We start from the raw sequence: 24,415 nt of genomic DNA, 5'->3' as shown, positions 1-24,415 counted from the left end.
GCACCAGAACCTCGACGTGGAACCCCTCTCCCGGATGGGAGAGGGGCAGGGGTGAGGGACCGCCGCCGATTATCAGGGCGAGGCGGCGCCGCTGCGGCATCATCCGGATAGTGCAGGCCCTCATCCCTGCCCTTCTCCCTGATCTCGGGCCTGCCCGAGATCAGCACTCAAAGTGTCGAAGTCGGCAACAGCCGACTTCGATGCGGGAGAAGGGTTCCCCGCGGTTCTCCAGCCTAACGCCGCAGCGCCGCCCGGATCGCCGCGACCACCGCATCGCGATCGTCCAGCACCTGCCGGTTGGCAAAGCGCAGCACGGTGAAGCCGTGGCGTTCGATCTCTTGCGTCCGCGCCGCGTCGTAGTCCCGCTCATGCGCGTGCTGCACGCCGTCCAGCTCGACGATCAGCCGGCGCTCGATGCAGAGAAAGTCGACGGTATAGCGCAGCAGAGGCACCTGCCGCCGGAACTTGAGGCCGTCGAGCCGGCGATCGCGCAGCAGCTCCCAGACGACCGCCTCGCCCGGCGTCGCCTGCCGGCGCAGCCTGCGGGCAAAGCGGCGCTGCTCGGTGGTCATGTCGGGAGGATGCTCCGGCGAAAGCCCGAAGCGCAACGGCCTCGCCGGAAACGCACGAAACACCCGCCAGCAGCGCCGCAAGACGTGGATGGTCGCCACAAGGGCGACCATGACGGGGGAGGCGCCGGAACCGCCCGCGCCTATGACATCCAGAAAACGCCGGAACCTCGGCCTTCCTTCTCCCGGAGGGGAGAAGGTTGCGCGGAGCGCCGGATGAGGGTGTGCGCTCACCACAAAAGGCGGCAGCGGCTCCGTTGCGTTCGGACGACCGGCGGCGGTCCCTCACCCCTGCCCCTCTCTCTGATCTCGGGTCTGCCCGAGATCGGCACTCAAAGTGTCGAAGTCGGCAACAGCCGACTTCGATGCGGGAGAGGGGCTCCCCGCGCCTATGCCATCCAGAGAGCACCGGAACCTCGGCCTTCCTTCTCCCGGCGGGGAGAAGGTGGCGCGGAGCGCCGGATGAGGGTGTGCGCTCACCACAGAAGGCCGCAGCGGCGCCGTTGCGGTCAGACGATCAGCGGCGGTCCCTCACCACTGCCCCTCTCCCGGAGGAGAGAGGGGTTCCCCGCGCCCTACTTTATCACTTACTAAGCAGGAAGCGTTCGAGATTGAACGAAGCGTGAATGATTGTGAGAGGGAACCTCACGGCAGTTAAGGGCGCCGCCGCACAATGCTAAAGCCTGCTCCGATCATCCTGCGGTTGGGCGGAAAATGTAACGAGATCGCGAGTGATAAAAATTAACCACTAGTGATCGCAGCGCCTTTCATTATGTCAGACAACAAGACACTCACATCATTTGGATTTGCTTGTGACCAAAGCGTTGTGAATGCCGAGGACACCGTCTTTTCGGGCACCAAGCCTAACCGCTCGCCAACCTGAGAAAATAACAAATGAGCGTCTAAATTTGTTGTTCTCACTTCTCGGCACACACTGAGAACCTTCTCGCTGTCCTCAAATCGCTGGAGAAGAGCAACGGACAGCTTTCCTCCAATCTGGGGCCAGAGCTCGATGCATTTGTCAAACACAAACGCTTCTGGGCTGCCGCCCGGCAACCGGTACACTTTTTCATCTTCATTATCAGTCTGACGCGAGTCCCCATCGATGACACAAACTGACGGAAATTTAATTGCCGGATTTGCGTTATGGTACTTATTCATCGACACGGCAGCACCGTCACCGGACATCGCATGAACCTGAAAATGCTCGATTATCGGTTTCGAAGATTGTCTTAATATCGCTTCCATCCAGATCTTTGCGAATTCGTCCTCTACAAAAATCACTGATGCCGTTTCGACCTGGCCGGTTATCGCCCGCAGAGAGGCGACATCTAATTTACCTTGAAACAACTTGTCTTTTGTCGCAGACCAAACAGCCTTACTTGGGAGAGGCTTGAGCGCCTCATTCGAGTGTGTCGTAAATATCACCTGTATTTTCTTACGCTCAGCCGCCCAAACTAGATACTCGACAAGCCGAATAGTAGCTACTGGGTGCAGGCCATTTTCGATTTCCTCAATTAGAACAAGCGCCTGGTCTTCTGCCGCTTCGATAGCGGCAACCATGCGAATAATACTAGATTCACCTGCCCCGAAATGAAATTCAGAATACCCAACCCCATCTCCTGTCTTACCTGTTAATAATGTAACATCCCCACTCTCATAAACTTTTAGTTGCTTGAATCCAAACACGTCCTTCCCGAGAATACGAGATATATATTCACAAACATCTTTACTTAGATCGACAACCCTGTTATCGGGAACCTGAAATTTCCTCGCTGTACAGATCAGAAGCTCACGCCTTTCACTCGCAGGCACTGTTCTGGAAACACCGAAAAGCAGAGTTTCACGAGCTAAAGCATCTCGATTCCACTTGAGATTCTTGAAACTTGCCGTTCTTTGAAGAGACCCCTTTGGCGCAGAATCGCGATCGATAATCTCATATTCGATCGACCAATCCTGCATCCCACCATCATACTTACCGCTCTTTGCAAAGAAGGCACGGGGCGGCACGCTTCGATAGATAATTGCCGCGGCACCGAGAACCGTAGTCTTTCCACCGCCATTTGGGCCAATAATCGCAGTCACAGGGAAGTCGAATGAAATCGGCTCATCCGAAAATCCACGAACCTTCTTAAGGGTTAGTCTAGCCAAATATTGCTTGTAGGAACGATCTCTAGCTCGCTCGATCAACCCGTTGATGGTGCTATGGCGCACCTCGCTTTTGAACGACATTTTGGCTCTCGCTCCCCAACCTGATTCGGAGCGAAAGTTACAATATGAACACCAATCTAGAAAGTATATCCTAGTTAAACGTTAGTCTTTCCATCGTCCCTATCCTACCTCCCCCGCCGCTTCCTCTCCTCCGCCCCCTTCGGGCGCTGCTCCGGCACCGGGCCCATTTCGTCCAGGGTCGGCTTCCGCACCCGTGAGGTGCCGGTGAGCAGGGGGTTGGGCTTGTCGCCGCGCTTGGGTGGGGTGCCGGCCTTCGGCTTGCCCTCGCCGCCGCCCCAGTTGTGCGGGCCCATATCCGCGTCGGTGGGCTTGCGGGCGCGGGTCGGCAGGTTGGCGCTGGCGCCGTAGCTGCGCTCGCCCTTGTACTTGCCGGCACTGCCCTCGACATCGCTCTGCCGCGCCATCGGGTCGTCGGCGATGGCGAGTTCGGTGGCCTGGAGGCGCTTGATCTCGTCGCGCAGGCGGGCCGCGGTCTCGAATTCGAGGTCGGCCGCCGCCTCGCGCATGCGCTTCTCGAGATCGGCGAGCGCCGCCTTGAGGTTGTGGCCGGCGACGGGGGCGTCGACCAGGCCCTTGTCGACGGTGACGCGGTCGCGCTCGTAGACGCTGCCGAGAATGTCGCCGATGGCGCGCTTGATCGTCTGCGGCGTGATGCCGTGCTGCTGGTTATAGGCGAGCTGCTTCTCGCGGCGGCGGCTGGTCTCCGCCATGGCCCGCTCCATCGAGCCGGTGACGTGATCGGCATAGAGGATGACCTTGCCGTCGACGTTTCGCGCCGCGCGGCCGATGGTCTGGATCAGCGAGGTCTCGGAGCGCAGGAAGCCCTCCTTGTCGGCGTCGAGAATGGCGACGAAGCCGCATTCGGGAATGTCGAGCCCCTCGCGCAGCAGGTTGATGCCGACCAGCACGTCGAAGGTGCCGAGCCTGAGGTCGCGCAGGATCTCGATGCGCTCGATCGTGTCGATGTCGGAGTGCATGTAGCGCACGCGCACGCCGTTCTCGTGCAGATATTCGGTGAGGTCCTCGGCCATGCGCTTGGTCAGCACGGTGACCAGGGTGCGATAGCCCTTCTCGGTGACCTCCTTGACCTCGTCGAGCAGGTCCGCGACCTGGTGCCTGGCCGGGCGGATCTCGACGGGGGGATCGATCAGCCCGGTCGGGCGGATGACCTGCTCGGTGAAGACGCCGCCGGTCTGCTTCATCTCCCAGCTGCCCGGCGTCGCCGAGACGTGGATCGATTGCGGGCGCATCGCGTCCCATTCCTCGAAGCGCAGCGGCCGGTTGTCCATGCAGGAGGGCAGGCGGAAGCCGTATTCGGCCAGCGTCGCCTTGCGGCGGAAGTCGCCGCGATACATGCCGCCGATCTGCGGCACGGTGACGTGGCTCTCGTCGGTGAAGACCAGGGCATTGTCCGGCAGGTATTCGAACAGCGTCGGCGGCGGTTCGCCCGGCTTGCGGCCGGTGAGATAGCGCGAATAGTTCTCGATGCCGTTGCAGGAGCCGGTCGACTCGATCATCTCGATGTCGAAGGTGGTGCGCTGGTCGAGGCGCTGCGCCTCGAGGAAGCGGCCCATGCGGTTGAGCTCGTCGAGGCGGGCCTTGAGCTCCTCCTTGATCGACTTCACCGCCTGGTTCAGCGTCGGCCGCGGCGTGGTGTAGTGCGAATTGCCGTAGACCTTGATGAATTCGAGCTCGCCGGTCTTCTGCCCCGTCAGCGGGTCGAACTCGGCGATCGACTCGACCTCGTCGCCGAACAGGCCGATGCGCCAGGCCCGGTCCTCATAGTGCGCCGGGAACAGCTCGATCACATCGCCGCGCACCCGGAAGGAGCCGCGCGAGAAATCGCCGAGCGTGCGCTTGTATTGCAGCGCCACGAGGTCGGCGATCAGCTGGCGCTGCTCGATGCGCTCGCCGAGCTTCACCGAGAAGGTCATCGCCGTATAGGTCTCGACCGAGCCGATACCATAGATGCAGGAGACCGAGGCGACGATGATCACGTCGTCGCGCTCCAGCAGCGAGCGCGTCGCCGCGTGGCGCATCCGGTCGATCTGCTCGTTGATCGAGGATTCCTTCTCGATATAGGTGTCCGAGCGCGGGACGTAGGCCTCCGGCTGGTAATAGTCGTAATAGGAGACAAAGTACTCGACCGCGTTGTCGGGGAAGAAGCTCCTGAACTCGCCGTAGAGCTGCGCCGCCAGCGTCTTGTTCGGCGCCAGGATCAGCGCGGGGCGCTGCGTCTTCTCGATCACCTTGGCCATGGTGAAGGTCTTGCCCGAGCCGGTGACGCCGAGCAGCACCTGGTCGCGCTCATGGCGGCCGACGCCCTCGACCAGCTCGGCGATCGCCGTCGGCTGGTCGCCCGAGGGTTCGAACTCGCTCTTCATGGTGAAGCGGATGCCGCCTTCCGACTTCTCGGGCCGCGCCGGGCGATGCGGCGTCCAAGGCTTGCCGGGCTCGATGAAGGGGCTGCCGGTCTCGAGCAGCGTCTGCAGCGACTGCGCCGTCAGCGAGGCCGAGGTCTCGCCGTCCGATTCCGCGAAGGCGGCGTCGGCCTTCTTCGAGGGCTTGCGGGCCTTGCCGGCGCCCGGGCGCGTCTCGCCGGCGCCTGCGCGGGCCTTGGCCGGCGCGGCGGCGTCCGCCTCGGTCTGCGCCTCGGGCGCGCCATAGCCGGCCTGCGGCGCGTCGCTGAAGCCGGAGGCGCCGCCCGGCACCGCCGTGCCGCGGTTGATCGCCGGGTTGAGCAGGTCGGCGAGATAGCCCTCGAGCGGCTTGAGCGCGGGCTTGCTCGCCTTGGAGTTCGGCGTGCGGATCTTCGCCGGTTTGCTGGCGGCCGCTTTGGCACGCGCCGGCTTGGCCGGGGCGGCGGCGGGATCGGCGGCGGCAGGATCGGCGGCGGGGAGGTCGGGGCGCTTCGGCATGGCGGCAATATGGGGGCGAATGCCGGCGGAAGCGAGGGGACGCGGCGGCCGGCACAGCCGATAGATGACAGGAGTTGACAGGACCGATCTACTCAACCTTTGATTGCATTCATTGATATCTGCACGTCAAGGAGGCGGCCATGTCGGGGGGCGGGGCCGGAGACGAGGCGCGGGTCGCGGCGTTCATCACCCGCTGGCGCGCCTCGGAAGGAGCGGAGCGGGCGGCCTACGCCTTGTTCCTCAGGGAGTTCTGCGGGCTGATCGGCGTGGCACCGCCCGATCCGCCCACCAGCGACGGCGAGGCCGACAGCTACCGTTTCGAGCACCCGGTGAAGTTCCGCGACGCCGAGGGTGGCTGCAGCACCGGCCGCATCCTCGCGCATCCACGGCGTCTGGGCGCTGCGCAGCGGCGGCTGGCTCGGCGTCGGCAACGACCCGCGCTATTCCAAGTCGCGCTGCTTCGATCCCTTCCCCTTTCCCGATGCCACCGAGGCCCGCAAGCAGGCGATCCGCGCGCCGGCCGAGGCGCTCGACGCGCTGCGCCGGCAGGTGCTGGCGGAGCATCCCGAGCTGACCCTGACGGGGCTCTACAATGTCCGCGAGGCGCTGCGTGCCGGCCGGGCCCTGACGGCGCGGGAGGCGGCGATCCGCGACCGCGGGCTGGTGCTGATCCTCGACGAGCACCATGCCGCGCTCGATCGCGCCGTGGCCGAGGCCTATGGCTGGCCGGAGACCGTCTCCGAGGAAGCGATCCTCGCCGGGCTGGTGGCGCTCAACGCAACGCGCCTGCGCGAGGAGGCGCGCGGCGAGACCCGCTGGCTGCGGCCGGATTTCCAGCGCCCGCGGCTGGGGCGCGAGGCGGCCGGCGAGCAGATCGAGGCGGGCGAGCTGGTCGGGCTGCCGCAGCGCGCGGAGATGCGGCCGGCCTTTCCCGCTCGACCCGGTCGAGCGGGTGGCCTCGGTGCTGGCGGCGCTCGGCGCGGCGCGCGAGCCGCTGGACGCGGCCGCGATCGCCCGCGGCTTCCGGCAGGGGCTGAAGGTCGAGCGGGCGGTGCGCGAAATCCTGGTGTCGCTGGCGCGGGTCGGCGAGGTCTCGGCGGTGGAGGCCGGGACGCGCTTCGCCCGGCGGCTTCTGGCGAGCGGCTGAGCCCTCAGCAGACGGCGCGGCGCAGCGCCGGCGCCAGCAGCAGCTCGGCGGCCGGGCCGGTGCGCAGCCAGCGCTCGCGCCCGGCATCCTCCTCCGGCGGGTCGATGCGGACCAGCACCTGCGCCCTGTCGCCGATGCGGCAGACCAGATCGCGGCCGAGGCGGGCGACCATCGAGCCTTCCGGCGCGGCGGCGTCGAGATTGTCGGCGACCAACGGCGGCTGGTCCGGCAGGCCGAACGTCACGGTGCGCAGCCGCGTCGAGAGCGGCGTGCCGTCGAAGAGCAGGCGCAGGCCGAGCGCCACGACCTGCGGGTCGTCGAGCCGCTGCGCCGCCAGCTCCAGCGCCAGCGGCCGGCCGCGATACTCGCCGAAGGGCACATGGCCGAGCACCTGAGTTGGCACCTCGCCGGGCAGGGCGGCTGCTCGCACCGGGGCGGCGTCCGGGGCGGTCCCGGCCGGCGGCGCCTCGCCGGAGCGCTGGCGCGCCGGCGGCAGCGGGTGCGGCCGCGCAAAGGCGGCGGAGGCCGGCGCGACGCGGGTGGCGATGGTGGTCGCGGTCATCTCCGCCGGCGTCAGATAGCGCATCGTGTCCGCCGGTGTCTGGACCGTCATGGTCAGGAAGGAGCGGTCGAGCCCCATCGCGTCGAAATGCCTGGCGATCTTCTCGTCGATCTCGCCGGTGGCGAGCTCCTGCCGAACCGTGCGCTGCTCCTTGGTCTCCTTGACCAGCTCGCGGCGCTCGACGATGCGGTCGCCCTCGCGGCGGCGCACGATCTGGTAGTCGCGCACCGTGGTGGTCTCGGTCTCGACGATGGTCTGCTGGTGCACGCCGATGCGCGACTGGGACGGAATGATCCGGCGCACGCCGCCGGCGAGCACGAAGGTGCAGGCGGAGGAGCAGAGCGGGCTGCGCTCGTCGAGCGTGGCGCGGCCGGGCTCGCCCTCGGCGAAGACGGTGCGCGCCACCGCGACGTCGAGCCCGCTGCGGCGGATCAGCTCGCCCATGGCGATGGCGGTCGCGACGTCGCCGCCGACCGAATAGAGCATGACCGGCAGCTTGCGGCCCTGCAGCCCGGCGATGGTGCGGCGCAATTCCTCGAGCGAGCCCTTCACCACCCCGCCCTGCGCGGCGATCCATTCGCGGCAGCCGGGCTCGCAGCCCGGCCCTGCCTCGCGCACCACCGCGATCCGCATCGGCTCGGGCGGAGGGGGCTTCTGCGCGCGCTGGTCCTGCGCCACGGCCAGAGCGGGGGCGAGCAAGGCCGGCGCGAACATAGCCAGCGCAGCGAGGGTCGCCAGGCGCGTCACGGGGCGAAACATCTCCGTCATGGCGCCAAGGAAACCCAGGCGCGCCGATTTGACAACCGCGTCACGGCGGCAGCCCACAAGGGGGCCGGGCGCTGCCGAGCGGCGGTATTCTCTGCCGGGCTTGCGGCGGTCTGAGCCGGGTTCGCCCGAACGCGACAGCCCGGCCGCGCGGGGGCGACCGGGCTGCGCGGACCGGGACCCCCGCGATGGGGGCCTCGGCGATGGGGACCGGCTTCGCGGCTCAGCGCATCATCCTGGGCAGCCAGAGCGTCAGCTCGGGCCAGATCGTGATGATGAACAGCGAGAAGAACAGCGGGATGTAGAAGGGCAGCGTCGCCCGCAACACCGCCCACATCGAGACCTTGGCGATATCGGAGAGCAGGAAGAGCGCGAGCCCGAGCGGCGGCGTCAGCAGGCCGATCATCAGGTTGAAGACGAAGATGATGCCGAGATGCACCGGATCGACCCCCGCCATCACCAGCGGCGCCGAGACCAGCGGGGCCACCAGCAGCGTCGCCGTGGTCGAGTCGAGGAACATGCCGACGATCAGCAGCAGCACGTTGACGATCAGCAGCAGCATCAGCGGGTCGGTCGAGATCGCCAGCAGGCTGCGGGTGAAGCTCTGCGGCAACTGCTCCACCGCCATCACCCAGCCGAACAGCGCCGCCGCCGAGACGATGATCAGCACCGCCGAGGTGGTCTTCACCGTGTCGAACAGGGCGAAGCGCAGGCGCTCCCAGCTGATGCCGCCATAGAAGACGAGGGTGATGAACAGGATGTAGGCGACGGTGATCGAGGCCGCCTCGGTGGGGGTGAACAGCCCCTCCAGCATGCCGCCCACCAGCAGGAGCGGGGTGATCAGCGCCGGGAAGGCCGGGACGAAGGTGGTCCAGAGCTCCTTCAGCGTCGGCCAGCGCTTGGAGCGCGGATGCTTGTGGCGATGCGCCAGCCAGGCCACCGTGATCATCAGAAGCGCGGTGTAGAGCAGCGCCGGCACGATGCCCGCGACCAGCAGCTGCACGATCGAGACGCTGGTGACCGAGCCGTAGATGATCAGCGGGATCGAGGGCGGGAAGATCGGCCCGACCACCGCCGAGGCGCCGGTGATCGCCGCCGAGTAGGCGCGGCTGAAGCCGGCCCGCGTCATGGCGCGGATCTCGATGCGGCCGAGCCCGCCGATATCGGCCAGCGCCGCCCCCGAAGTGCCCGAGAACACCAGCGAGCCGATGACGTTGACCTGCGCCAGCCCGCCCGGCACGCGCCCGCCGAGCTTGTGGGCGAATTTGTAGATGTGGCTGGTGATGCCGGCCTGGTTCATCAGGCTGCCGACGAAGATGAAGACCGGCACCGCCACGAGCGGGAAGGAATCGAGCGCATAGGTCATGCGCTGGGCCATCAGCTCCAGCGGGAAGCCGGCGAAGGCGACATAGAGCAGGGCCGGGACCGCGATCGCCACGACGACCGGCAGGCCCAGGATGAACAGCGCCATGAAGGCGAGGATGATGATGATCGCCATGGTGCAGGGCCCTCAGTGCGGACGCATCTCTTCGGGCAGGTCGATCTCTTCCTCGGGCTCCTGCTCCTGCGGAAAGGTGACGTAGAGCGGCTTGTCCTGCAGGGCCTTGACCAGCTGGATGCCGCTTTCGAGCGTGGTCATCGCGAAGCTGACGAAGGCGGCGCCGAGGAAGATCCAGTAGGGGATGCCGAGCGTCGGGGTGGCGTTGTCGAGATTGGTGCCGATGGCGATCAGGCTGGCGGCGGCCATGGCGGCGAAGGTCGCGGTGCACAGCACCGCCGCCGCGATGCGCAGGAGCCGGATCACCGGCTTCGGCAGCATCGCCAGGATCTCCTCCATGCGGATGCTCGCCCCGGCCGCGACCACATAGGGCAGCGCCAGGAAGACCGAGCAGATCAGCATGAAGCGCGCCAGCTCCTCGACGCCGACGATCGGCGCCGAGAGGATCTCGCGCGAGACCACCTGGACGAAGGGCAGGGTGACCATCGCCAACAGCATGACCAGGCTGCCCCAGCGGAACACCCAGCGCAGCGGCTCGACCGCCCGGTCGATGGCGTAGGTCCGGCTGTCGACCGCGCTCACCGGCTGCGGCGCGTCGACGACGATATCGGAAGTGTGCACGAGAAGCCCCGTCGGCAGAGGAAGGACGTCGCGGCGGCGGGCCGGCCGGGGCGCTAGGGCCCCGGCCGCTCCGCTCACTGCATGGCGACGATGCGGGCGGTCAGCGGCTTCCAGCTCGGGAAGTCGGCATTGACCTGGGCCGAGACCGCCTTGCGGAACTCGTCGACCTTGAGCCCGTCCTTCTCGGTGACGAAGGTCATGCCCTTCTTCTTCAGCTCGTCGATCAGCTTGACCTCGGCCTCGAGCCCGAGCGCCAACGTCTCCTCGCCGACCTCGGCCGCGACCGCGGCGACGATGGCGCGGTCCTTGTCCGGCAGGGCCTGCCAGACGCGCTCGTTGATGAAGACCGGCAGCACGTTCTGCATGTGCCCGGTCAGCATGGCGTGGGTCTGCACCTCGTAGAGCTTGTTGGCGTTGATCATGGTCAGCGGGTTCTCCTGCCCGATCACCATGCCGGTCATCAGCGCGGTCGGCAGCTCGGCGACCTCGACCGGGGTCGGGATCGCGCCCATGCCCTTGATCATCGTGGTCCAGAGCGGCAGCGGCACGCCGCGGAAGCGCTTGTCCTTGAGGTCGGCCGGCGAATAGACCGCCATCTTCGCGGTCATCTGGCGGGCGCCGCGATAGAGCCGGCCGATGATGCGGATATTGGCCTGCTTCACCATCTTCTCCGACATCTCCTTCATGATCTCGGAGCTGTTGGGGTCGGTGGCGGCCATGGCGTGGCGGCCGTCGCGATAGATGAAGGGCGCGGCGAAGGCGCCGATATCGGGCATCAGCCGGGTCAGCGAGCCGAATTCGTGATGGGCGAGCGGGATGGCGCCCGAGCGCACGCCGTCGACCGTCTCGGAGGCGCCGCCGAGCTGCGAGTTCGGGAAGACCTGGACCTTGACGCGGCCCTCGGTGCGGGCCTGGACGCGCTTGGCGAACTCCTCGGCATACCAGTACTGGATGTCGCCTTCCGAGCCGACATGGGCGTAGCGGATGGTCGTCTGCGCGGCGGCCGGGGCTGCAAGCCCGAGCGTCACCGCGCAGGCCGCCACAAGCGTCTTGATGATCTGCCTCTTGTTCATCGCGTTCCTCCTCGTTTTTGCTTCGTTTTTATCGTTGGTTGCCGTCTTGTCAGTCCGCGGGCGCCTGCAACCGGTAGAAGCGCGTCGCGTTGTCGTGGAAGAGGGCGTCCCGCTCGGCATCGCTGCGCTCGGCCGTCGCGGCGAGGAAGCCGGTGAAGATCGTGTCGAAATCGCCGATCAGCCGGTCGACCGGGAAATTGCTGGCGAACATGCAGCGCGCGACCCCGAAGATCGCGATTGCGTCGCGGATCACCGGCCCGTTGGCGTCGACCGTCCAGGGCCGGCCCGGAATGCCGAGGCCGGAGATCTTGAGCGCCGTATTGGGCTGGGCGGCGACCGCCTCGAGCGCCCGGCGCCAGCCCGCCAGCCCCTCGGGGCTGCGATCGGCCGGCAGGCCGGTGTGATTGACGATCAGCGTGGTCGGCGGCACGTCGCGGGCGAGTTCGGCCGCGGCGTCGAGATGCCACCAGGGCGTCTGCAGGTCGTAGGACATGCCGTGCCGGGCGAGTTCGGCATAGCCGGCGCGCCAGGCGGGATCGTCCATCGAACCGGCCTGGCCGCGGCGGGCGTCGGCCTGCGAGGCCGCCGCCGCCGGCTTGTGGCGCACGCCGCGCACGATGCCGAGCTCGGCATGGCTGGCGAGCAGGTCTGCGGCGTCGGGCGCGGCGAGGTCGCACCAGGCGACCACGGCCGAGGGCAGGCCATGGGCGGCGGCCACCGCCGCGACCCAGCGGCTCTCCTGCGCCGCCAGCGCCCGGTTCCACTCCGCCTCGACATAGACCGAGGCGACCACCGGCCAGCCGGCCTGGTCGGCGCGATAGTCGGCCGGCATGTAGTCGCGGCAGATCGGCCCGTAATCGCCATAGCGGAACGGGATGCGCTCGCCCTTCAGCCAGGGCAGGTCGTTGGCGAGGTCCCAGACATGGTGATGGGCGTCGACGACGGCGCGCGGGCGCGGCGGCAGCGCGCTCGGCGGCAGCGCGCTCATCGGCGCCCGGCCCGCGCGGCCGCCTCGTGCTCGTAGAGCTTCAGCACCGCGGCGGAATCGGTCATCTCGTTGCCGAGCGCGACATAGTCCTTGTAGCGCGAGACGCCCTTCTCGATCAGCTTCAGCTCGAGGCCGAGCCCCTCGGCGAAGGCCTGCACCGCCTTGAGGTCCTTGAGCAGCTGGCGGGCATAGCTCGAGGGCGGGTCGAAGGCGCGCTGCTGCATCTGCGGATACAGCCGCTGCAGCAGGCTGGAATCGGCATGGCCGCCGGCGAGGCATTGCGGCAGGCGCGCCGCGTCGATGCCGGCCGCCTCGGCCAGCATCAGCGCCTCGGTCATCAGCACATAGCCGGTGCCGACGATGGCCTGGTTGAGGATCTTGGTGGTCTGGCCGGCGCCGACCGGGCCCATCAGGGTGAGGTTGCCGGCCATCTGCGCGACGATGGGCTCGGCGGCGGCGAAATCCTCCGGCGCGCCGCCGGCCATCACCGTCATCTGGCCGGTGCGGGCGAGCTGCGGCCCGCCGGAGACCGGCGCATCGACCCAGCCGGCGCCGGTGAGCTCCTTCAGGCGCCGGGCCGCGCGGCGCGTGCCCTCGGGATCGGCGGTCGAGAAGTCGATGACGAGCCGGGGCGCAGGGGTCGCCATGGCGACGCCGTCCTCGCCGAAGACGCAGCGCTCGACCGCCTCCATATGCAGCACGCAGAGCATCACCACGTCGCTGGCGGCGGCGACGGCCGCCGGCGAGGCAGCGGCGACCGCGCCGTGCGGCACCACCGTGTCGAGCCGCTCGCTCTCGAGATTCCAGACGGTGACCGGATAGCCGAGATCGAGCAGGCGGCGCACCATCGCCTCGCCCATGATGCCGATCCCGATGAAGCCGATCCGCGGCTTGCCGGATGTCCCATTCATGCGTCGCTCCTCCCGTCACCGGCGGCGCCCCTCGCGCCACCCGCTGCCCGGCACGCCTTGCATGCCAGAAACACGCTGTGAGAACGCCATTTCCTGGCGCTTGTCGTTTTATTTTGCGATCGTCTGCGATCGCAGAAATCTTGCATACCAAACCGCAGGGGTGTCAATCGCCCCGTCGCGGCTCCGGGCCGCGGCAGGCGTCCCGCGATTCGGATCGATCCGGGCCTAGCGGCCCGTCCAGGCCGGCAGCGCCTTGGTGCGCGCCAGAAAGGCGCTGACGCCGGCGCGGAAATCGGCGCTGCCATAGACGCGCGCGATCAGCGCATCGACGTCCGGCAGGCCCTCCAGCGCCATCAGCCGGATCATCTCCTTGGTCGCGGCCGTGGTCAGGGGAGCGTTCTCGGCGGCGCGCCGGCAGAGCGCCTCGACGGCGGCGTCGAGCCCGTCGCGCTCGACGACCTGGAGCAGGAAGCCGCTGTCCAGCAGCTCCGGCGCCGAGACGATCTCGCCGAGCAGCACCATGCGCTTGGCGATGCCGATCCCGACCGCGCCGCCGATGCGCGCCACGCTCAGCGCCGAGAGGCAGTTGCCGAGGGTGCGACCGATCGGCGAGCCGAAGCGGGCATCGGGGGTGGCGATGCGGAAGTCGCAGGCCGCGGCGATGTTGAGCCCGCCGCCGACCGCCCAGCCGTCGACCACGGCGATGGTGGTCACCGGGATGCGGTCGACCACGCGCATGCAGGCGTCGATATTGGTCTCGTAGGCGACGCCGTCCGCCCCGTCGCTGAACTTGGCGAAGCCGGAAATGTCGGTGCCCGAAACGAAGGCCTTGCCGCCGACGCCGCGGAAGACCACGACGCGGATCGTCTCGTCCTGCGCCACGGCCGCGGCGGCGTCGCGCAGATCGAGCCACATCCGCGCGGTCAGCGCGTTGAAGGCGGCCGGGTTGTCGAACAGGATATGGGCGACGTCGCCCGTCTTCTCGAAGACGATGCGCGGAGCGGTCATGCCTTGTCTCCCTGCTGCGGGGCGAGCAGCCCCTTCTCGACCAGCTCGCGCCGGATCTCGTCGGCATGCTCGTCGAGCAGGGGCGGCGGCCGCCGGATCTGCTGAGGCGTGGCGCTGAGCTTGACCGGGAAGCCGAGCGCCTTGAACTCGCCCTCGACCGGATGCGGCACCATCTGCACCATCTCGCGCGCCTCAGCCTGCTCGCTCACCACCGCCTCGCCATAGTCGAGGATCAGGGCGGCCGGCACGCCGGCCTCGAGCAGCGCGTCGATCCAGGCCTGGCGCTCGCGCTCGCGGAAGGTCGGGGCGAGCACCGCGATCAGCGCCTCGCGATTGGCGACGCGGGCGGCATTGGTCGAGAAGCGCTGATCCTCCTGCAGCTCCTGCCGGCCCATCACCGCGAGCAGCTTGAGCCAGAGGCCCTGATTGGCCGCGCCGATGACGAACCAGCCATCGGCGGCCTCGACCGCCTGATAGGGCGCCGACATCCGGTTGGCCGAGCCGATCGGCACCGGCGACTTGCCGGTGCCCCAGAGCTCGGTGGTCTCCCAGATCGACAGCGCCAGCGCCGCCTCGAACAGCGAGGCGTCGACATATTGCCCCTCGCCGGAGGTCTGGCGGCCGATCACCGCGCTGAGCACGGCATAAGCGGTGAACAGGCCGGCGCCGAGATCGGCGACCGCGATCGAGTTCTTAGCCGGCTCCATGCCCGGAAAGCCGTTCGACGACAGCACGCCCGAGACCGCCTGGGCGATAAGGTCGAAGCCCGGACGCTGCGACCAGGGGCCGGTCTGGCCGAAGCCGGAAATGCTGGCATAGACGAGGCGCGGATTGATGGCGCGCAGCGTCTCGTAGTCCATGCCGAGCCGCGCCGAGACGCCGGGACGGGCGTTCTCGATCAGCACGTCGGCGGTCTTGACCAGCGCATAGAGCACCTCGCGGTCTTCCGGCGCCTTGAGGTCGAGCGCGATGCTGCGCTTGTTGCGGTTGAGCGCCAGGAAGCCGGGGCTGTCGCTGCCCTTGAGGCGGAAGCCCATGGAATGGCGAGTGGAATCGCCGGTGCCGGGCGGCTCGATCTTGATGACGTCGGCGCCCATATCGGCCAGCAGCATGCAGCAGAACGGCCCCGCCATGACCTGCGAGATGTCGAGAACCCTGATGCCAGCGAGCGGCAGCGCCATCGTATCCTCCCGGACGGGGTTTCGCGCGGAGCGCGTCGCCCCGTCGCGACACGGCGTGGATGCCGGGCCTCTCCGTCTCGGGTTATTCTGTATATCCTATATGATATAGGCGCAAGCACCAAACGGCAACGGGCCAGCCTCAGTCGCGCCGGCGCTCGCGGCGCTGGCGGCCGCGGCCCTTCTCGGCCGGCGCCGGCCCGGCCTCGCCCGCCCGCTCCAGCTCGGCCAGCACCTGGTCCATGCGCGCATGCGAGGCCTGCAGATGCGCGCGCATCGCCGCATCGGCCGCCGCGGGATCGCGCGCCAGCAGCGCCTCGATGATGGTGGCGTGCTCGTTCACCGCCTTCTCCGTCGCATTGGTGCGGAACAGGAAGCGGAAGATGTGGAGATGGACGTGCAGGCCCTCGATCGTCTCGGCGATGAAGCGGTTGCCGCTGGCGGTGGCGACGAGATGATGCAGGCGGGCATCGCCCTCGGCGAACTGGGCGTAGTCGATCTCGCTGGCCTGGGTGATGCGGGCCAGTTCGCCGGCGAGCCGGGTCAGCGCCTCGAAGCTCTGCTGCGAGCTGCGCTCGGCGGCGAAGGCGGCGGCGCGCGGCTCGATCAGCAGGCGCAGTTCGAACAGGTCGTTGATCTCCTGCCGCGTCAGCAGGTCGGCGGCGCGGAAGCCGACATTGGGGATCTTGTGGGCGAGCTTCTGCGCCTCGAGCAGGGTCAGCGCCTCGCGGATCGGCGTCTGCGAGATCTCCAGCTCGCGGGCCAGCGCCTCGATGCTGATATGGGCGCCGGGCGCGATCTTCATGGTGACCAGCATGGAGAGTAGCCGCTCATAGGCGAGCTCGACCAGCGATTTGGGATAGGCCGGCCGCGCCGTCTCCAGCGCCACGAGGCGCGCGAAGGACAGGGGCTCGGGGGTGTTGGCGACCATGGAACTGCGACCCGGAACTGCGGACGACGAAAGCGTGACGCTATAGGATATAGGACAAGCCGCCGGGCGCCGATAGCGCGTCAGGCCGCGCGCCCCGCCCCCGCTTCGTCTCGGGCCAGGTCTTGGGCCGCATCTCCGGCCACATCTCGGACTTCCCCGGCGAGCACCAGCAGCCGCCGCCACACCGCCGGCGCCACCGCGATCGCCCGGCCGAGCGCCGCGGCACGGGCCGCCGCCGCCCGGTCGCCCGGCACCCTGACCGGCCGGCCGGACTCGGCCGGCGGCGAAGCGCGCACCGCGTCGAGGAAGCCGGTGATCGCCTGCGCCATGCCGGCCGCCGGCTCGACCACGATGAAGACGTCGCCCTTGTTGCAGGGGTGCTCGGAATCGAGCGTGCCGCGCACCTCCGGCCCAAGCGCGCAGGCGGTCAGGCTGGCGACCAGCACCTCGAAGGCGAGCGCCAGCCCATAGCCCTTGGCGCCACCGAAGGGCGCGAGCGCGCCCTGCTTCGCCGCCGCCGCGTCGGTGGTCGGATTGCCGGCGGCGTCGAGCGCCCAGCCCGCGGGAATCGGCTCGCCGCGCACGGCATGGTCGTGGATCTTGCCCATGGCGACGATGCTGGTCGCCATGTCGAAGACGAAGGGCGCGGGCTCGGCCGGCACGCCGATGGCGACCGGGTTGGTGCCGAGCATGGCGCGGCGCCCGCCAAAGGGATGGACCAGCGCCTCGCTGATGGTCAGCGCGATCAGCACCTGGCCGCGCCGCGCCACCTCCTCGGCATACCAGGCCAGCATGCCGAGATGGTCGCAATCGCGGATCGCGGCGAGCGCCAGGCCGGTCTCGCGCGCCCGTTCGCAGATGGTGTCGAGCGCCGCCAGCGCCACCACCGGCCCGAGGCCGCGGCGGCCGTCGACCGCCAGCAGCGCACCGCCGCGCCAGTGCGCCTCGCCCCGGCTCTCCGGATCGACCACGCCGTTGGCGATGCGCTCGACGATGCGCGGCAGCCGGAGCAGCCCGTGCGAGGGATAGCCGCGCAACTCGGCCTCGAGCAGCAGCGCGACCTGCTGGCGGGCCGGAGCCTCGGGCACGCCGGCGCGGCGCAGCGCCGCCAGCGCGACGCGCTCGATCTCGGCCGGCGCAATCTCGATCGGGGACGACATCGCTCTCTCCGCAAGGCCGGCGCCAGCGCCGGCGGATGGCAGTCGCCCGGGCGCCGGGTCGCGGCGCCCGGGCGCGGGCATCACCAGTCGACGGCGATGTACTTGGCCTCGGTGAATTCGATCAGCCCGTGATGCGAGCCCTCGCGGCCGAGCCCGCTCTGCTTGACCCCGCCGAAGGGCGCGGCCGGGTCGGAGACCAGCCCGCGATTGAGCGCGACCATGCCGTATTCCAGCCGCTCGGCGAGCTGGAGCCCGCGCTTCATGTCGCCGGTGTAGACATAGGCCGAGAGGCCGTACTCGGTGTCGTTGGCCATGGCGACCGCCTCCTCGACATCGTCGAAGCGCATCACGGCGGCGACGGGGCCGAAGACCTCCTCGCGCAGGATGCGGGCGTCGCGGCTCAGCCCGTCGATCACCGTCGGCGGGTAGAAATAGCCGGGGCCGTCGGCCGCCTTGCCGCCGAGGCGCAGCGTCGCGCCCTTGGCGAGCGCGTCGTCGACCAGGGCTGCGATCTTCTCGATCGCGGCCGGGTTGATCATCGCGCCGCATTGCGTCGCCGCCTCGCTGCCGGGCCCGAGCTTCAGCGAGCCCATGCGCTCGACCAGCCTGGTCACGAAGCGGTCATGGATGCCGGCCTGGACGTAGAAGCGGTTGGCGGCGGTGCAGGCCTCGCCGGCATTGCGCATCTTGGCGACCATGGCCCCCTCGATCGCGGCGTCGACATCGGCGTCGTCGAGCACCAGGAAGGGCGCGTTGCCGCCGAGCTCCATCGAGGAGCTGATCACGCTGTCCGCCGCCTCGCGCAGCAGGATGCGGCCGACCTCGGTGGAGCCGGTGAAGGAGAGCTTGCGCACGCGCGGGTCGTGCAGGATCGCCTTGCAGACGCCGGCCGGGTCGGAGGTGTTGACGATGTTGACCACGCCGCCCGGCACGCCGGCGCGCAGCAGGATCTCGCCGATGGCGAGGGCGGTCAGCGGCGTCTCCTCGGCCGGCTTCAGGATGCAGGTGCAGCCGGCGGCGAGCGCCGGCGCGATCTTGCGCGTCGCCATCGCGGCCGGAAAGTTCCAGGGCGTGATCAGCAACGCGATGCCGATCGGCTGGTACTGCACCAGGATGCGGTTGCCGCCGGCGGGCGCGATGGCGAGCTCGCCATTGATGCGCACCGCCTCCTCGGCATACCAGCGGAAGAACTCGGCGGCGTAGAGCACCTCGGAGCGGGCGTCGCTCAGCGCCTTGCCGTTCTCCAGCGCGATCAGCCGGGCGAGCCAGTCGGCCTGGTCGACCATGGACTGGTAGCAGCGCTGCAGGATCACGGCGCGCTGGCGCGGCGGCGTCGCCGCCCAGTCGCGCGCCGCAGCCTCGGCCGCATCGATCGCCGCCAGCCCGTCGGCGACGGTACCGTCCGCCACCGAGGTCAGCTCCGCGCCGGTCGAGGGATCGAGGACCGCGATGCGGCCCCCGCCCCAGCCGGCGACCCAGTCGCCGCCGATCAGCAGATCGGTGGGAATGTCGAAGCCGACGGCGCCGGCGAAGCCGGGAACCGTGTAGCTCTGTCCGGCGTCGCTCTGGCCGATGTCCTTCGCGCCTGCTCGGGCGGTGTCGTTGCTCATCTTGGTCGTCCCTTGGCTTGCGGGGTCAGGCGTCGGCGAGGGCGGCGCGGTGGCCGGCGAAAGCCGCCCGCGTGATGGCGAGCATGGCCGGCAGGTCGAGCTCGCGCGGATTGTTGCGCACCAGCCGCGCCGCCTTTAGCGCGCCCGAGGCGACCTCCTCCTCATGGCCGGCCGGCAGGCCGAGCGCCGCCAGTGTCGGGGGAACGCCGATCGCGGCGAAGAGGTCCGCCACCGCGTCGATGAAGCGCTGCGACAGCGCCGCATCGTCCTCGGCCCCGGGGCCGTCCAGGCCGACGACGCGGGCCAGCTCGGCGAAGGCGGCAGGGCAGGTCGAGCGGTTGAACTGCATGACATAGGGCAGCAGCGCGCCGACCCCGTCGCCATGGCTGGTATGGGTGAGGTTGCCGACCGGGTACTGGATCGCATGGGCGGCCGAGGTGCCGGCGGTGCCGAAGGCGCAGCCGGCGGCGAGCGAGGCCAGCATCATGCCCTCGCGCGCCTCGACATCGCCGCCATCGGCGCAGGCGCGGGCGAGATAGCGGAAGACGCTCGACACGGCGAGGCGGGCGAAATGGTCCGACAGCACGTTCTTGCCGACGAAGACCTGGGTCTCGGTCAGCTGGGCGTCGACCGTGCGCGGCCGGCTGGTGAAGGCCTCGACCGCATGGGCGAGCGCGTCGGCGCCCGAGCAGGCGGTGAGCGGACGCGGGCAGGACAAGGTCAGCTCGGGATCGCAGATCGCCATGCGCGGGATGATGTAGGGGCTGGCGACGCCGATCTTGCTGGCGCGCGCCCTGTCGAGCACCACGGCGACCGGCGTGATCTCGGAGCCGGTGCCGGCGGTGGTCGGGATCGCGATCAGCGGCAGCACCGGGCCGGGCACGGCGAACTCGCCGTAATAATCGGCGACCTCGCCGCCATGGCTGAGCAGCACCGCGGCGAGCTTGGCGAGGTCGATGCAGCTGCCGCCGCCGACGCCGATCACCAGATCCGGCGCGAAATCCCTCGCCTGCGCGACGCAGTCGGCGATGCCCTCGACCGGCAGGTCGGCGATGGTACGGTCATAGACATGGGTCGCGACGCCCGCCGCGGCGAGATCGTCGAGGATCTGCCGGAAGTCGGCATGGGCGCCGAGCCGCGCGTCGGTGCAGAGCAGCGCCCGGCGGCCGATGCGGGCTGCGGCCGTGCCGACGACGCGGCGCTGGCCGCTGCCGAACAGGATCGTGCCGGGAAGGCGCAGGGCTCCGAACATGGCGGGGTCTCTCTCTTGCGATGCGGGCGGGGCCGCGGGAGCCGGTCGTGACCGTCTATTCCAATATCCTATATGATCCATGATATTTGGAAAGAGAGGGTGCTTTTCGGCGGGACGGCCCTGCGCCGATCGCGCGGCGGCTGTCAGCGGGGCGCCGGAGAGCGTGGCAGCGCCGGCCGGCCGGCGCGGACCGGAGCTTTCAGGCCGTCTCGGCATGGCGCCTGCGCCAGCGCGAGGCCGCTGCCCAAGCCGCGGCCCAAAGCCCCCTGCCCAAAGCCCCCTGCCAAAGCCCCCTGCCAAAGCCTCTGCCCAAGCGCCTGCCGATGCGTTATCCCTGTGCACGATCCCTGTGCACGCTCCCGCCGCGCCATGCTCAGGCTGCATTCATGTTGCCTGTGGCCTGTCTCGGCGGCGCGATCGTCGCCGCACGCATTCAGCCGACCGTCCGGTCGGTGCTCCTCGCAGATGGATGGCCCGATGTTTCCGAAGCCGTTGCCCGAGCTCTTCCCGAATACCGCCGCCTATGAATCGCTGCCGATGGTGAAGCCCACCGGCTTCCGCGAATACGATGCGCGCTGGTTCTTCGGGAAAGAGCTGAACCTGATGGGCGTGCAGGCGGTCGGCATGGGGCTCGGCACGCTGATCCGCCGCCTCGGCGTCAAGCCGGAGATCGTCACGGCGCACGACTTCCGCAGCTATTCCTCGTCGATCAAGATGGCGCTGGTCACCGGCCTGATGGCCGCCGGCTGCAAGGTGCACGATATCGGCCTGGCGATGTCGCCCATGGCCTATTTCGCCCAGTTCGCGCTCGACGTGCCCTGCGTCGCCATGGTCACCGCCTCGCACAACGACAATGGCTGGACCGGCATCAAGATGGGCGCCCAGCGCCCGGTGACCTTCGGCCCCGACGAGATGGGCCAGCTGCGCGACATCGTGCTGGCCGGCGATTTCGACCTGGTCGGCGGCGGCTCCTACACCTTCGTGCCCGAATTCCCGGCGCGCTACATCGCCGACCTGACCAGCCGGCCGAAGATCACCCGCAAGCTCAAGGTCATCGCCGCTTGCGGCAACGGCACCGCCGGCGCCTTCGCGCCGCAGGTGCTCGAGGCATTGGGCTGCGAGGTCATCCCGATGGATGCCGAGCTCGACCACAGCTTCCCGCGCTACAACCCCAACCCCGAAGACATGAAGATGCTGCACGCCATGGCCGACGCCGTGAAGGAGCACGGCGCCGACGTGGCGCTGGGCTTCGACGGCGACGGCGACCGCTGCGGCGTGGTCGACAACCTCGGCGAGGAGATCTTCGCCGACAAGATCGGCGTGATGCTGGCGCGCGATCTCGGCCGCCTGCACAAGGGCGCCCAGTTCGTCGTCGACGTGAAGTCGACCGGCCTGTTCTCGACCGATCCCGAGCTCCAGGCGCTCGGCGTCAAGACCGATTACTGGAAGACCGGCCACTCCTACATCAAGCGCCGGGTGCGCGACCTGCAGGCGCTGGCCGGCTTCGAGAAGTCGGGCCACTTCTTCTTCAACGCGCCGGTCGGCCGCGGCTATGATGACGGGCTGGTCACCGCCATCGCCGTGATCGACATGCTCGACCGCAACCCGGACAAGTCGATGGCCGAGCTCTACGCCGCCGTGCCGAAGACCTGGGGCACGCCGACCATGGCGGCGAAATGCGCCGACGAGATCAAGTACGAGGTCAGCGACCGCGTGACCAAGCGCATCGAGGCGATGCGCGCCGCCGGCGAGCCCATCGCCGGCCAGGCGATCGTCGACGTCGTCACCGTCAACGGCGTGCGCGTCACCAATGCGGACGGCACCTGGGGCCTGGTCCGCGCCTCCTCCAACAAGCCCGAGCTGGTCGTGGTCTGCGAGAGCCCGGTCTCGGAGGCGCGCATGCGCGAGATGTTCAAGGCGATCGACGGCGTGCTGCGCGAGAACCCGGAAGTCGGCGCCTACAACCAGACGATCTGAGCAGGCCACCGGGGCGCCCGCGCCCCGGCTCCCCCGCCGTCCAGGAACCGAACGATGCCCGCCGCGAGGCGGGCATCGTTCGTTGTGACGTACGAGACAATCCTGCGCCGTAAGCCGCGCTCGATCGACCGTCGGCGGCGCGCGTGACCGGGCGTAGCGGATAGAGGGTGAGGCTACTTGCCGTCGCCGCCGGTCGCGGCAGCGTTGCGGGCCTTGGTCTGGCCGCCGATCTCGTCGAAGAAGCCCTTGGAGTCGCCGGGCTGGGCGGTGGGCTGGCAGGTCGGCGTGCAGGAATAGCTCTCGCGCTGCAGGCCACGCTGCACTGTCAGGAGCGAATCGGAGGCCGCGGCGACGCTGACCAGCGATTCCGCCAGAAGCACGCCGGCGGCGTCGAGCGCGATCAGGTTGGTGACGCCATAGCTCTTGCCGGTGACGATCATCACGCCGTTGCGCTGCACGGTGACGTCGGCGATCGCCGGATTGCCGACGATCACGGTCTGCGCCTTGGCCGGCAGGCGCACCACCTTGGCGTGGTCGACCTTGACCAGCACGGTGTCGGCGGCGGTCTCGGCCATGGAACCCGGCGCGGCGGCAGGCGCGGGAAGCGTCAGGCTCTGCGCCAGAACCGGCCCGGAGAGCGCGAAGGGCAGCGACAGCACGGCGAGGACCGTCCCGCGGGCCACGATGGCGGCCGGCCGCGAAGCAGACATCGCAATGGACATGGTGCGCGCCCCAAGATTACCGATGCCGCGAGGAAAGCCGAAAATGATGAACCCTTTCCTAAGAGCAGGCTCTGCGCAGCCGGCGGGAAGGCTCGTCAGGCGCGGTGAGCGTTGCGGAACCCGCGCCCGGCCGGGGTGGAGCGGCCCGAATGCCACGCCGACCGAAGTATTGACTAGCCTCCTTCAAAGACAATCTATCTCAATTCCAGTTTCCGCCATCATGTAGACGATGCGTTAATTATGCGATCCATGAAATCGCCCGTTAACCATCGGCCGAAGACATCGCGAATTGTCTGCTTTCCTTGATCGCTTTAACCGATCGGCAAGAGGGGCGGGCTAGTGTCCTCCCTGTCGCTGACCGACGCCGCTTCCAGAGCGAAGGCAGCCGTCAAACGTGATGGACAGGAGACTACCATGAAGACCCTCTTCGCGCGCTTCGCCAAGGACGAGTCCGGCGCGACCGCCATCGAGTACGGCCTGATCGCCGCCCTGATCGCCGTCGTCGCGATCGCCGGCATGAACCTGGTCGGCACCAGCCTCACCGGCATCCTGACCCGCATCTCGACCGCCCTGAACGGCGCCTGATCCGGGCCCGGACCGGACCGCGCCACACGGCGAGAGATCGAGCGCCCCGGCATCCGGGGCGCTCCCGTTTCCGGGGGCAGCGCCCCCGCCCGGACGACAGACATCGGAGCAGACGCATGACCCTGCCGCAGATCGCCGTCTTCGTCGTCTTCCCCGCCGCCATGGCCTATGCCGCGGCGAGCGACCTCGTCTCCATGACCATCTCCAACCGGCTCTGCCTGCTGCTGGCCGCCGGCTTCGCCGTCTGCGCCGCCTCGGTCGGGCTCGGCTGGCCGCAGCTGGCGCTGCACCTCGCCGCCGGCTCCCTCGTGCTCGTGCTCTGCTTCGGCCTGTTCGCCGCCGGCTGGATGGGCGGGGGCGACGCCAAGCTCGCGGCGGGGACCGCCCTGTGGTTCGGCTTCGAGCCGCTGCCGGCCTATCTGCTGGCGACCGCGATCGCCGGCGGCATCCTGACGCTGGTGCTGACGCAGCTGCGCACCGCGCCGCTGCCGGTCAAGGCCGAAAGCTGGCGCTGGGCCAAGCGCCTGCACGGCGTGCAGGAAGGCGTGCCCTATGGCGTGGCGCTGGCCTTCGGCGCGCTGGCCGTGCTGCCGCATGCCCCGATCTGGCGCCTCGCCATCCTCGGCTGAGGCGCGGGCGCCCGCATTAACCGGCGGGTAACCCTGAAAAGACACGGACGATTAACCATAAGTTGACGTTTGGCCACCA

Annotated in this window: 20 protein-coding genes; 4 read left to right on the top strand and 16 right to left on the bottom strand. The window is 68.8% G+C overall.

All coding sequences use genetic code 11. The annotated features are described in order from the left end of the window. Positions 1 to 233 precede the first annotated feature (233 nt). The 3 genes from ABE438_RS19325 to uvrB all read right to left on the bottom strand — a co-directional run bounded on the left by ABE438_RS19325 (position 234) and on the right by uvrB (position 5,719). Positions 234 to 683: an endonuclease domain-containing protein gene (locus ABE438_RS19325; protein ID WP_346504306.1), complete on the bottom strand. Its 450-nt coding sequence runs from the start codon at positions 681 to 683 to the stop codon at positions 234 to 236. A 627-nt stretch (positions 684 to 1,310) separates the two neighbouring features. Next, a complete protein-coding gene (locus ABE438_RS19320) occupies positions 1,311 to 2,801 on the bottom strand; it encodes an ATP-dependent nuclease (RefSeq protein ID WP_346504305.1) in 1,491 nt (496 codons plus the stop codon). Positions 2,802 to 2,905: 104 nt separating this feature from the next. Then, positions 2,906 to 5,719, bottom strand: coding sequence for an excinuclease ABC subunit UvrB (uvrB, locus tag ABE438_RS19315; protein ID WP_346504304.1), 2,814 nt, complete (start codon positions 5,717 to 5,719; stop codon positions 2,906 to 2,908). Between the two features lie 952 nt (positions 5,720 to 6,671). Here uvrB and ABE438_RS19310 point away from each other — a divergent pair. Further along, the gene (locus ABE438_RS19310) at positions 6,672 to 6,866 is read left to right on the top strand and encodes a hypothetical protein (RefSeq protein ID WP_346504303.1); all 195 of its coding nucleotides are present in this window, start codon (positions 6,672 to 6,674) and stop codon (positions 6,864 to 6,866) included. Positions 6,867 to 6,870: 4 nt separating this feature from the next. On the opposite strand, the gene ABE438_RS19305 is transcribed toward ABE438_RS19310, so the two are convergent. The 12 genes from ABE438_RS19305 to ABE438_RS19250 form a co-directional block, all read right to left on the bottom strand. Beyond that, the gene (locus ABE438_RS19305; RefSeq protein ID WP_346504302.1) at positions 6,871 to 8,175 is read right to left on the bottom strand and encodes a COG3904 family protein; all 1,305 of its coding nucleotides are present in this window, start codon (positions 8,173 to 8,175) and stop codon (positions 6,871 to 6,873) included. 241 nt (positions 8,176 to 8,416) lie between these two features. Then, positions 8,417 to 9,691, bottom strand: a complete 1,275-nt coding sequence (locus ABE438_RS19300; RefSeq protein ID WP_346504301.1) for a TRAP transporter large permease — start codon at positions 9,689 to 9,691, stop codon at positions 8,417 to 8,419. Between the two features lie 12 nt (positions 9,692 to 9,703). Next, positions 9,704 to 10,312: a TRAP transporter small permease gene (locus tag ABE438_RS19295; RefSeq protein ID WP_346504300.1), complete on the bottom strand. Its 609-nt coding sequence runs from the start codon at positions 10,310 to 10,312 to the stop codon at positions 9,704 to 9,706. A 74-nt stretch (positions 10,313 to 10,386) separates the two neighbouring features. Beyond that, on the bottom strand, positions 10,387 to 11,385 hold the full coding sequence (locus ABE438_RS19290) for a TRAP transporter substrate-binding protein (RefSeq protein ID WP_346504299.1): 999 nt from the start codon (positions 11,383 to 11,385) through the stop codon (positions 10,387 to 10,389). 49 nt (positions 11,386 to 11,434) lie between these two features. Then, positions 11,435 to 12,373 carry an amidohydrolase family protein gene (locus tag ABE438_RS19285; RefSeq protein ID WP_346504298.1) on the bottom strand — a complete coding sequence of 313 codons (939 nt, stop codon included), beginning with the start codon at positions 12,371 to 12,373 and terminating at the stop codon, positions 11,435 to 11,437. After that, positions 12,370 to 13,284 carry an NAD(P)-dependent oxidoreductase gene (locus ABE438_RS19280; RefSeq protein ID WP_346504297.1) on the bottom strand — a complete coding sequence of 305 codons (915 nt, stop codon included), beginning with the start codon at positions 13,282 to 13,284 and terminating at the stop codon, positions 12,370 to 12,372. Before ABE438_RS19280 ends, ABE438_RS19285 begins: the two co-directional genes overlap by 4 nt. Positions 13,285 to 13,509: 225 nt before the next feature. Continuing rightward, a complete protein-coding gene (locus ABE438_RS19275; RefSeq protein WP_346504296.1) occupies positions 13,510 to 14,292 on the bottom strand; it encodes an enoyl-CoA hydratase in 783 nt (260 codons plus the stop codon). After that, positions 14,289 to 15,473 (bottom strand): CaiB/BaiF CoA transferase family protein, encoded by a 1,185-nt coding sequence (locus ABE438_RS19270; RefSeq protein WP_346504295.1) that lies wholly within the window; start codon positions 15,471 to 15,473, stop codon positions 14,289 to 14,291. The genes ABE438_RS19275 and ABE438_RS19270 overlap by 4 nt, the downstream gene beginning before the upstream one ends. Before the next feature lie 139 nt (positions 15,474 to 15,612). Then, a complete protein-coding gene (locus ABE438_RS19265) occupies positions 15,613 to 16,401 on the bottom strand; it encodes a GntR family transcriptional regulator (RefSeq protein ID WP_346504294.1) in 789 nt (262 codons plus the stop codon). An 80-nt stretch (positions 16,402 to 16,481) separates the two neighbouring features. Continuing rightward, positions 16,482 to 17,549 (bottom strand): Ldh family oxidoreductase, encoded by a 1,068-nt coding sequence (locus tag ABE438_RS19260; protein WP_465248642.1) that lies wholly within the window; start codon positions 17,547 to 17,549, stop codon positions 16,482 to 16,484. A gap of 92 nt (positions 17,550 to 17,641) precedes the next feature. Next, positions 17,642 to 19,171, bottom strand: coding sequence for an NAD-dependent succinate-semialdehyde dehydrogenase (locus tag ABE438_RS19255; RefSeq protein WP_346504292.1), 1,530 nt, complete (start codon positions 19,169 to 19,171; stop codon positions 17,642 to 17,644). 25 nt (positions 19,172 to 19,196) lie between these two features. Beyond that, positions 19,197 to 20,423, bottom strand: coding sequence for an iron-containing alcohol dehydrogenase (locus ABE438_RS19250; RefSeq protein ID WP_346504291.1), 1,227 nt, complete (start codon positions 20,421 to 20,423; stop codon positions 19,197 to 19,199). 477 nt (positions 20,424 to 20,900) lie between these two features. On the opposite strand from ABE438_RS19250, the gene ABE438_RS19245 reads away from it, so the two are divergent. After that, a complete protein-coding gene (locus tag ABE438_RS19245) occupies positions 20,901 to 22,400 on the top strand; it encodes a phosphomannomutase/phosphoglucomutase (protein WP_346504290.1) in 1,500 nt (499 codons plus the stop codon). Positions 22,401 to 22,573: 173 nt separating this feature from the next. Here ABE438_RS19245 and ABE438_RS19240 read toward each other — a convergent pair whose 3' ends face one another. Beyond that, positions 22,574 to 23,122, bottom strand: coding sequence for a pilus assembly protein N-terminal domain-containing protein (locus ABE438_RS19240; RefSeq protein ID WP_346504289.1), 549 nt, complete (start codon positions 23,120 to 23,122; stop codon positions 22,574 to 22,576). 414 nt (positions 23,123 to 23,536) lie between these two features. On the opposite strand from ABE438_RS19240, the gene ABE438_RS19235 reads away from it, so the two are divergent. Further along, complete coding sequence (locus ABE438_RS19235; protein WP_346504288.1) at positions 23,537 to 23,707, top strand: Flp family type IVb pilin; 171 nt, start codon at positions 23,537 to 23,539, stop codon at positions 23,705 to 23,707. 116 nt (positions 23,708 to 23,823) lie between these two features. Further along, on the top strand, positions 23,824 to 24,336 hold the full coding sequence (locus ABE438_RS19230) for an A24 family peptidase (protein WP_346504287.1): 513 nt from the start codon (positions 23,824 to 23,826) through the stop codon (positions 24,334 to 24,336). Positions 24,337 to 24,415 lie beyond the last annotated feature (79 nt).

Origin of the sequence: Allobosea sp. TWI1241, from assembly GCF_039673065.1 — a bacterium.
GTDB lineage: Bacteria > Pseudomonadota > Alphaproteobacteria > Rhizobiales > Beijerinckiaceae > Allobosea.
This window is presented reverse-complemented; position numbering and strand designations above follow the sequence as displayed.

Excerpts from the sequence above, each read along its gene's own strand:
- ABE438_RS19270 (WP_346504295.1), bottom strand. The coding sequence starts at position 15,473 with ATGGCGCTGCCGCTCGCTGGCATCAGGGTTCTCGACATCTCGCAGGTC.
- ABE438_RS19235 (WP_346504288.1), top strand. The coding sequence starts at position 23,537 with ATGAAGACCCTCTTCGCGCGCTTCGCCAAGGACGAGTCCGGCGCGACC.
- ABE438_RS19300 (WP_346504301.1), bottom strand. The coding sequence starts at position 9,691 with ATGGCGATCATCATCATCCTCGCCTTCATGGCGCTGTTCATCCTGGGC.
- ABE438_RS19245 (WP_346504290.1), top strand. The coding sequence starts at position 20,901 with ATGTTTCCGAAGCCGTTGCCCGAGCTCTTCCCGAATACCGCCGCCTAT.
- ABE438_RS19280 (WP_346504297.1), bottom strand. The coding sequence starts at position 13,284 with ATGAATGGGACATCCGGCAAGCCGCGGATCGGCTTCATCGGGATCGGC.
- ABE438_RS19265 (WP_346504294.1), bottom strand. The coding sequence starts at position 16,401 with ATGGTCGCCAACACCCCCGAGCCCCTGTCCTTCGCGCGCCTCGTGGCG.
- ABE438_RS19285 (WP_346504298.1), bottom strand. The coding sequence starts at position 12,373 with ATGAGCGCGCTGCCGCCGAGCGCGCTGCCGCCGCGCCCGCGCGCCGTC.
- ABE438_RS19255 (WP_346504292.1), bottom strand. The coding sequence starts at position 19,171 with ATGAGCAACGACACCGCCCGAGCAGGCGCGAAGGACATCGGCCAGAGC.
- ABE438_RS19320 (WP_346504305.1), bottom strand. The coding sequence starts at position 2,801 with ATGTCGTTCAAAAGCGAGGTGCGCCATAGCACCATCAACGGGTTGATC.
- ABE438_RS19240 (WP_346504289.1), bottom strand. The coding sequence starts at position 23,122 with ATGTCCATTGCGATGTCTGCTTCGCGGCCGGCCGCCATCGTGGCCCGC.
- ABE438_RS19325 (WP_346504306.1), bottom strand. The coding sequence starts at position 683 with ATGGTCGCCCTTGTGGCGACCATCCACGTCTTGCGGCGCTGCTGGCGG.
- uvrB (WP_346504304.1), bottom strand. The coding sequence starts at position 5,719 with ATGCCGAAGCGCCCCGACCTCCCCGCCGCCGATCCTGCCGCCGCCGAT.
- ABE438_RS19275 (WP_346504296.1), bottom strand. The coding sequence starts at position 14,292 with ATGACCGCTCCGCGCATCGTCTTCGAGAAGACGGGCGACGTCGCCCAT.
- ABE438_RS19290 (WP_346504299.1), bottom strand. The coding sequence starts at position 11,385 with ATGAACAAGAGGCAGATCATCAAGACGCTTGTGGCGGCCTGCGCGGTG.
- ABE438_RS19230 (WP_346504287.1), top strand. The coding sequence starts at position 23,824 with ATGACCCTGCCGCAGATCGCCGTCTTCGTCGTCTTCCCCGCCGCCATG.
- ABE438_RS19250 (WP_346504291.1), bottom strand. The coding sequence starts at position 20,423 with ATGTTCGGAGCCCTGCGCCTTCCCGGCACGATCCTGTTCGGCAGCGGC.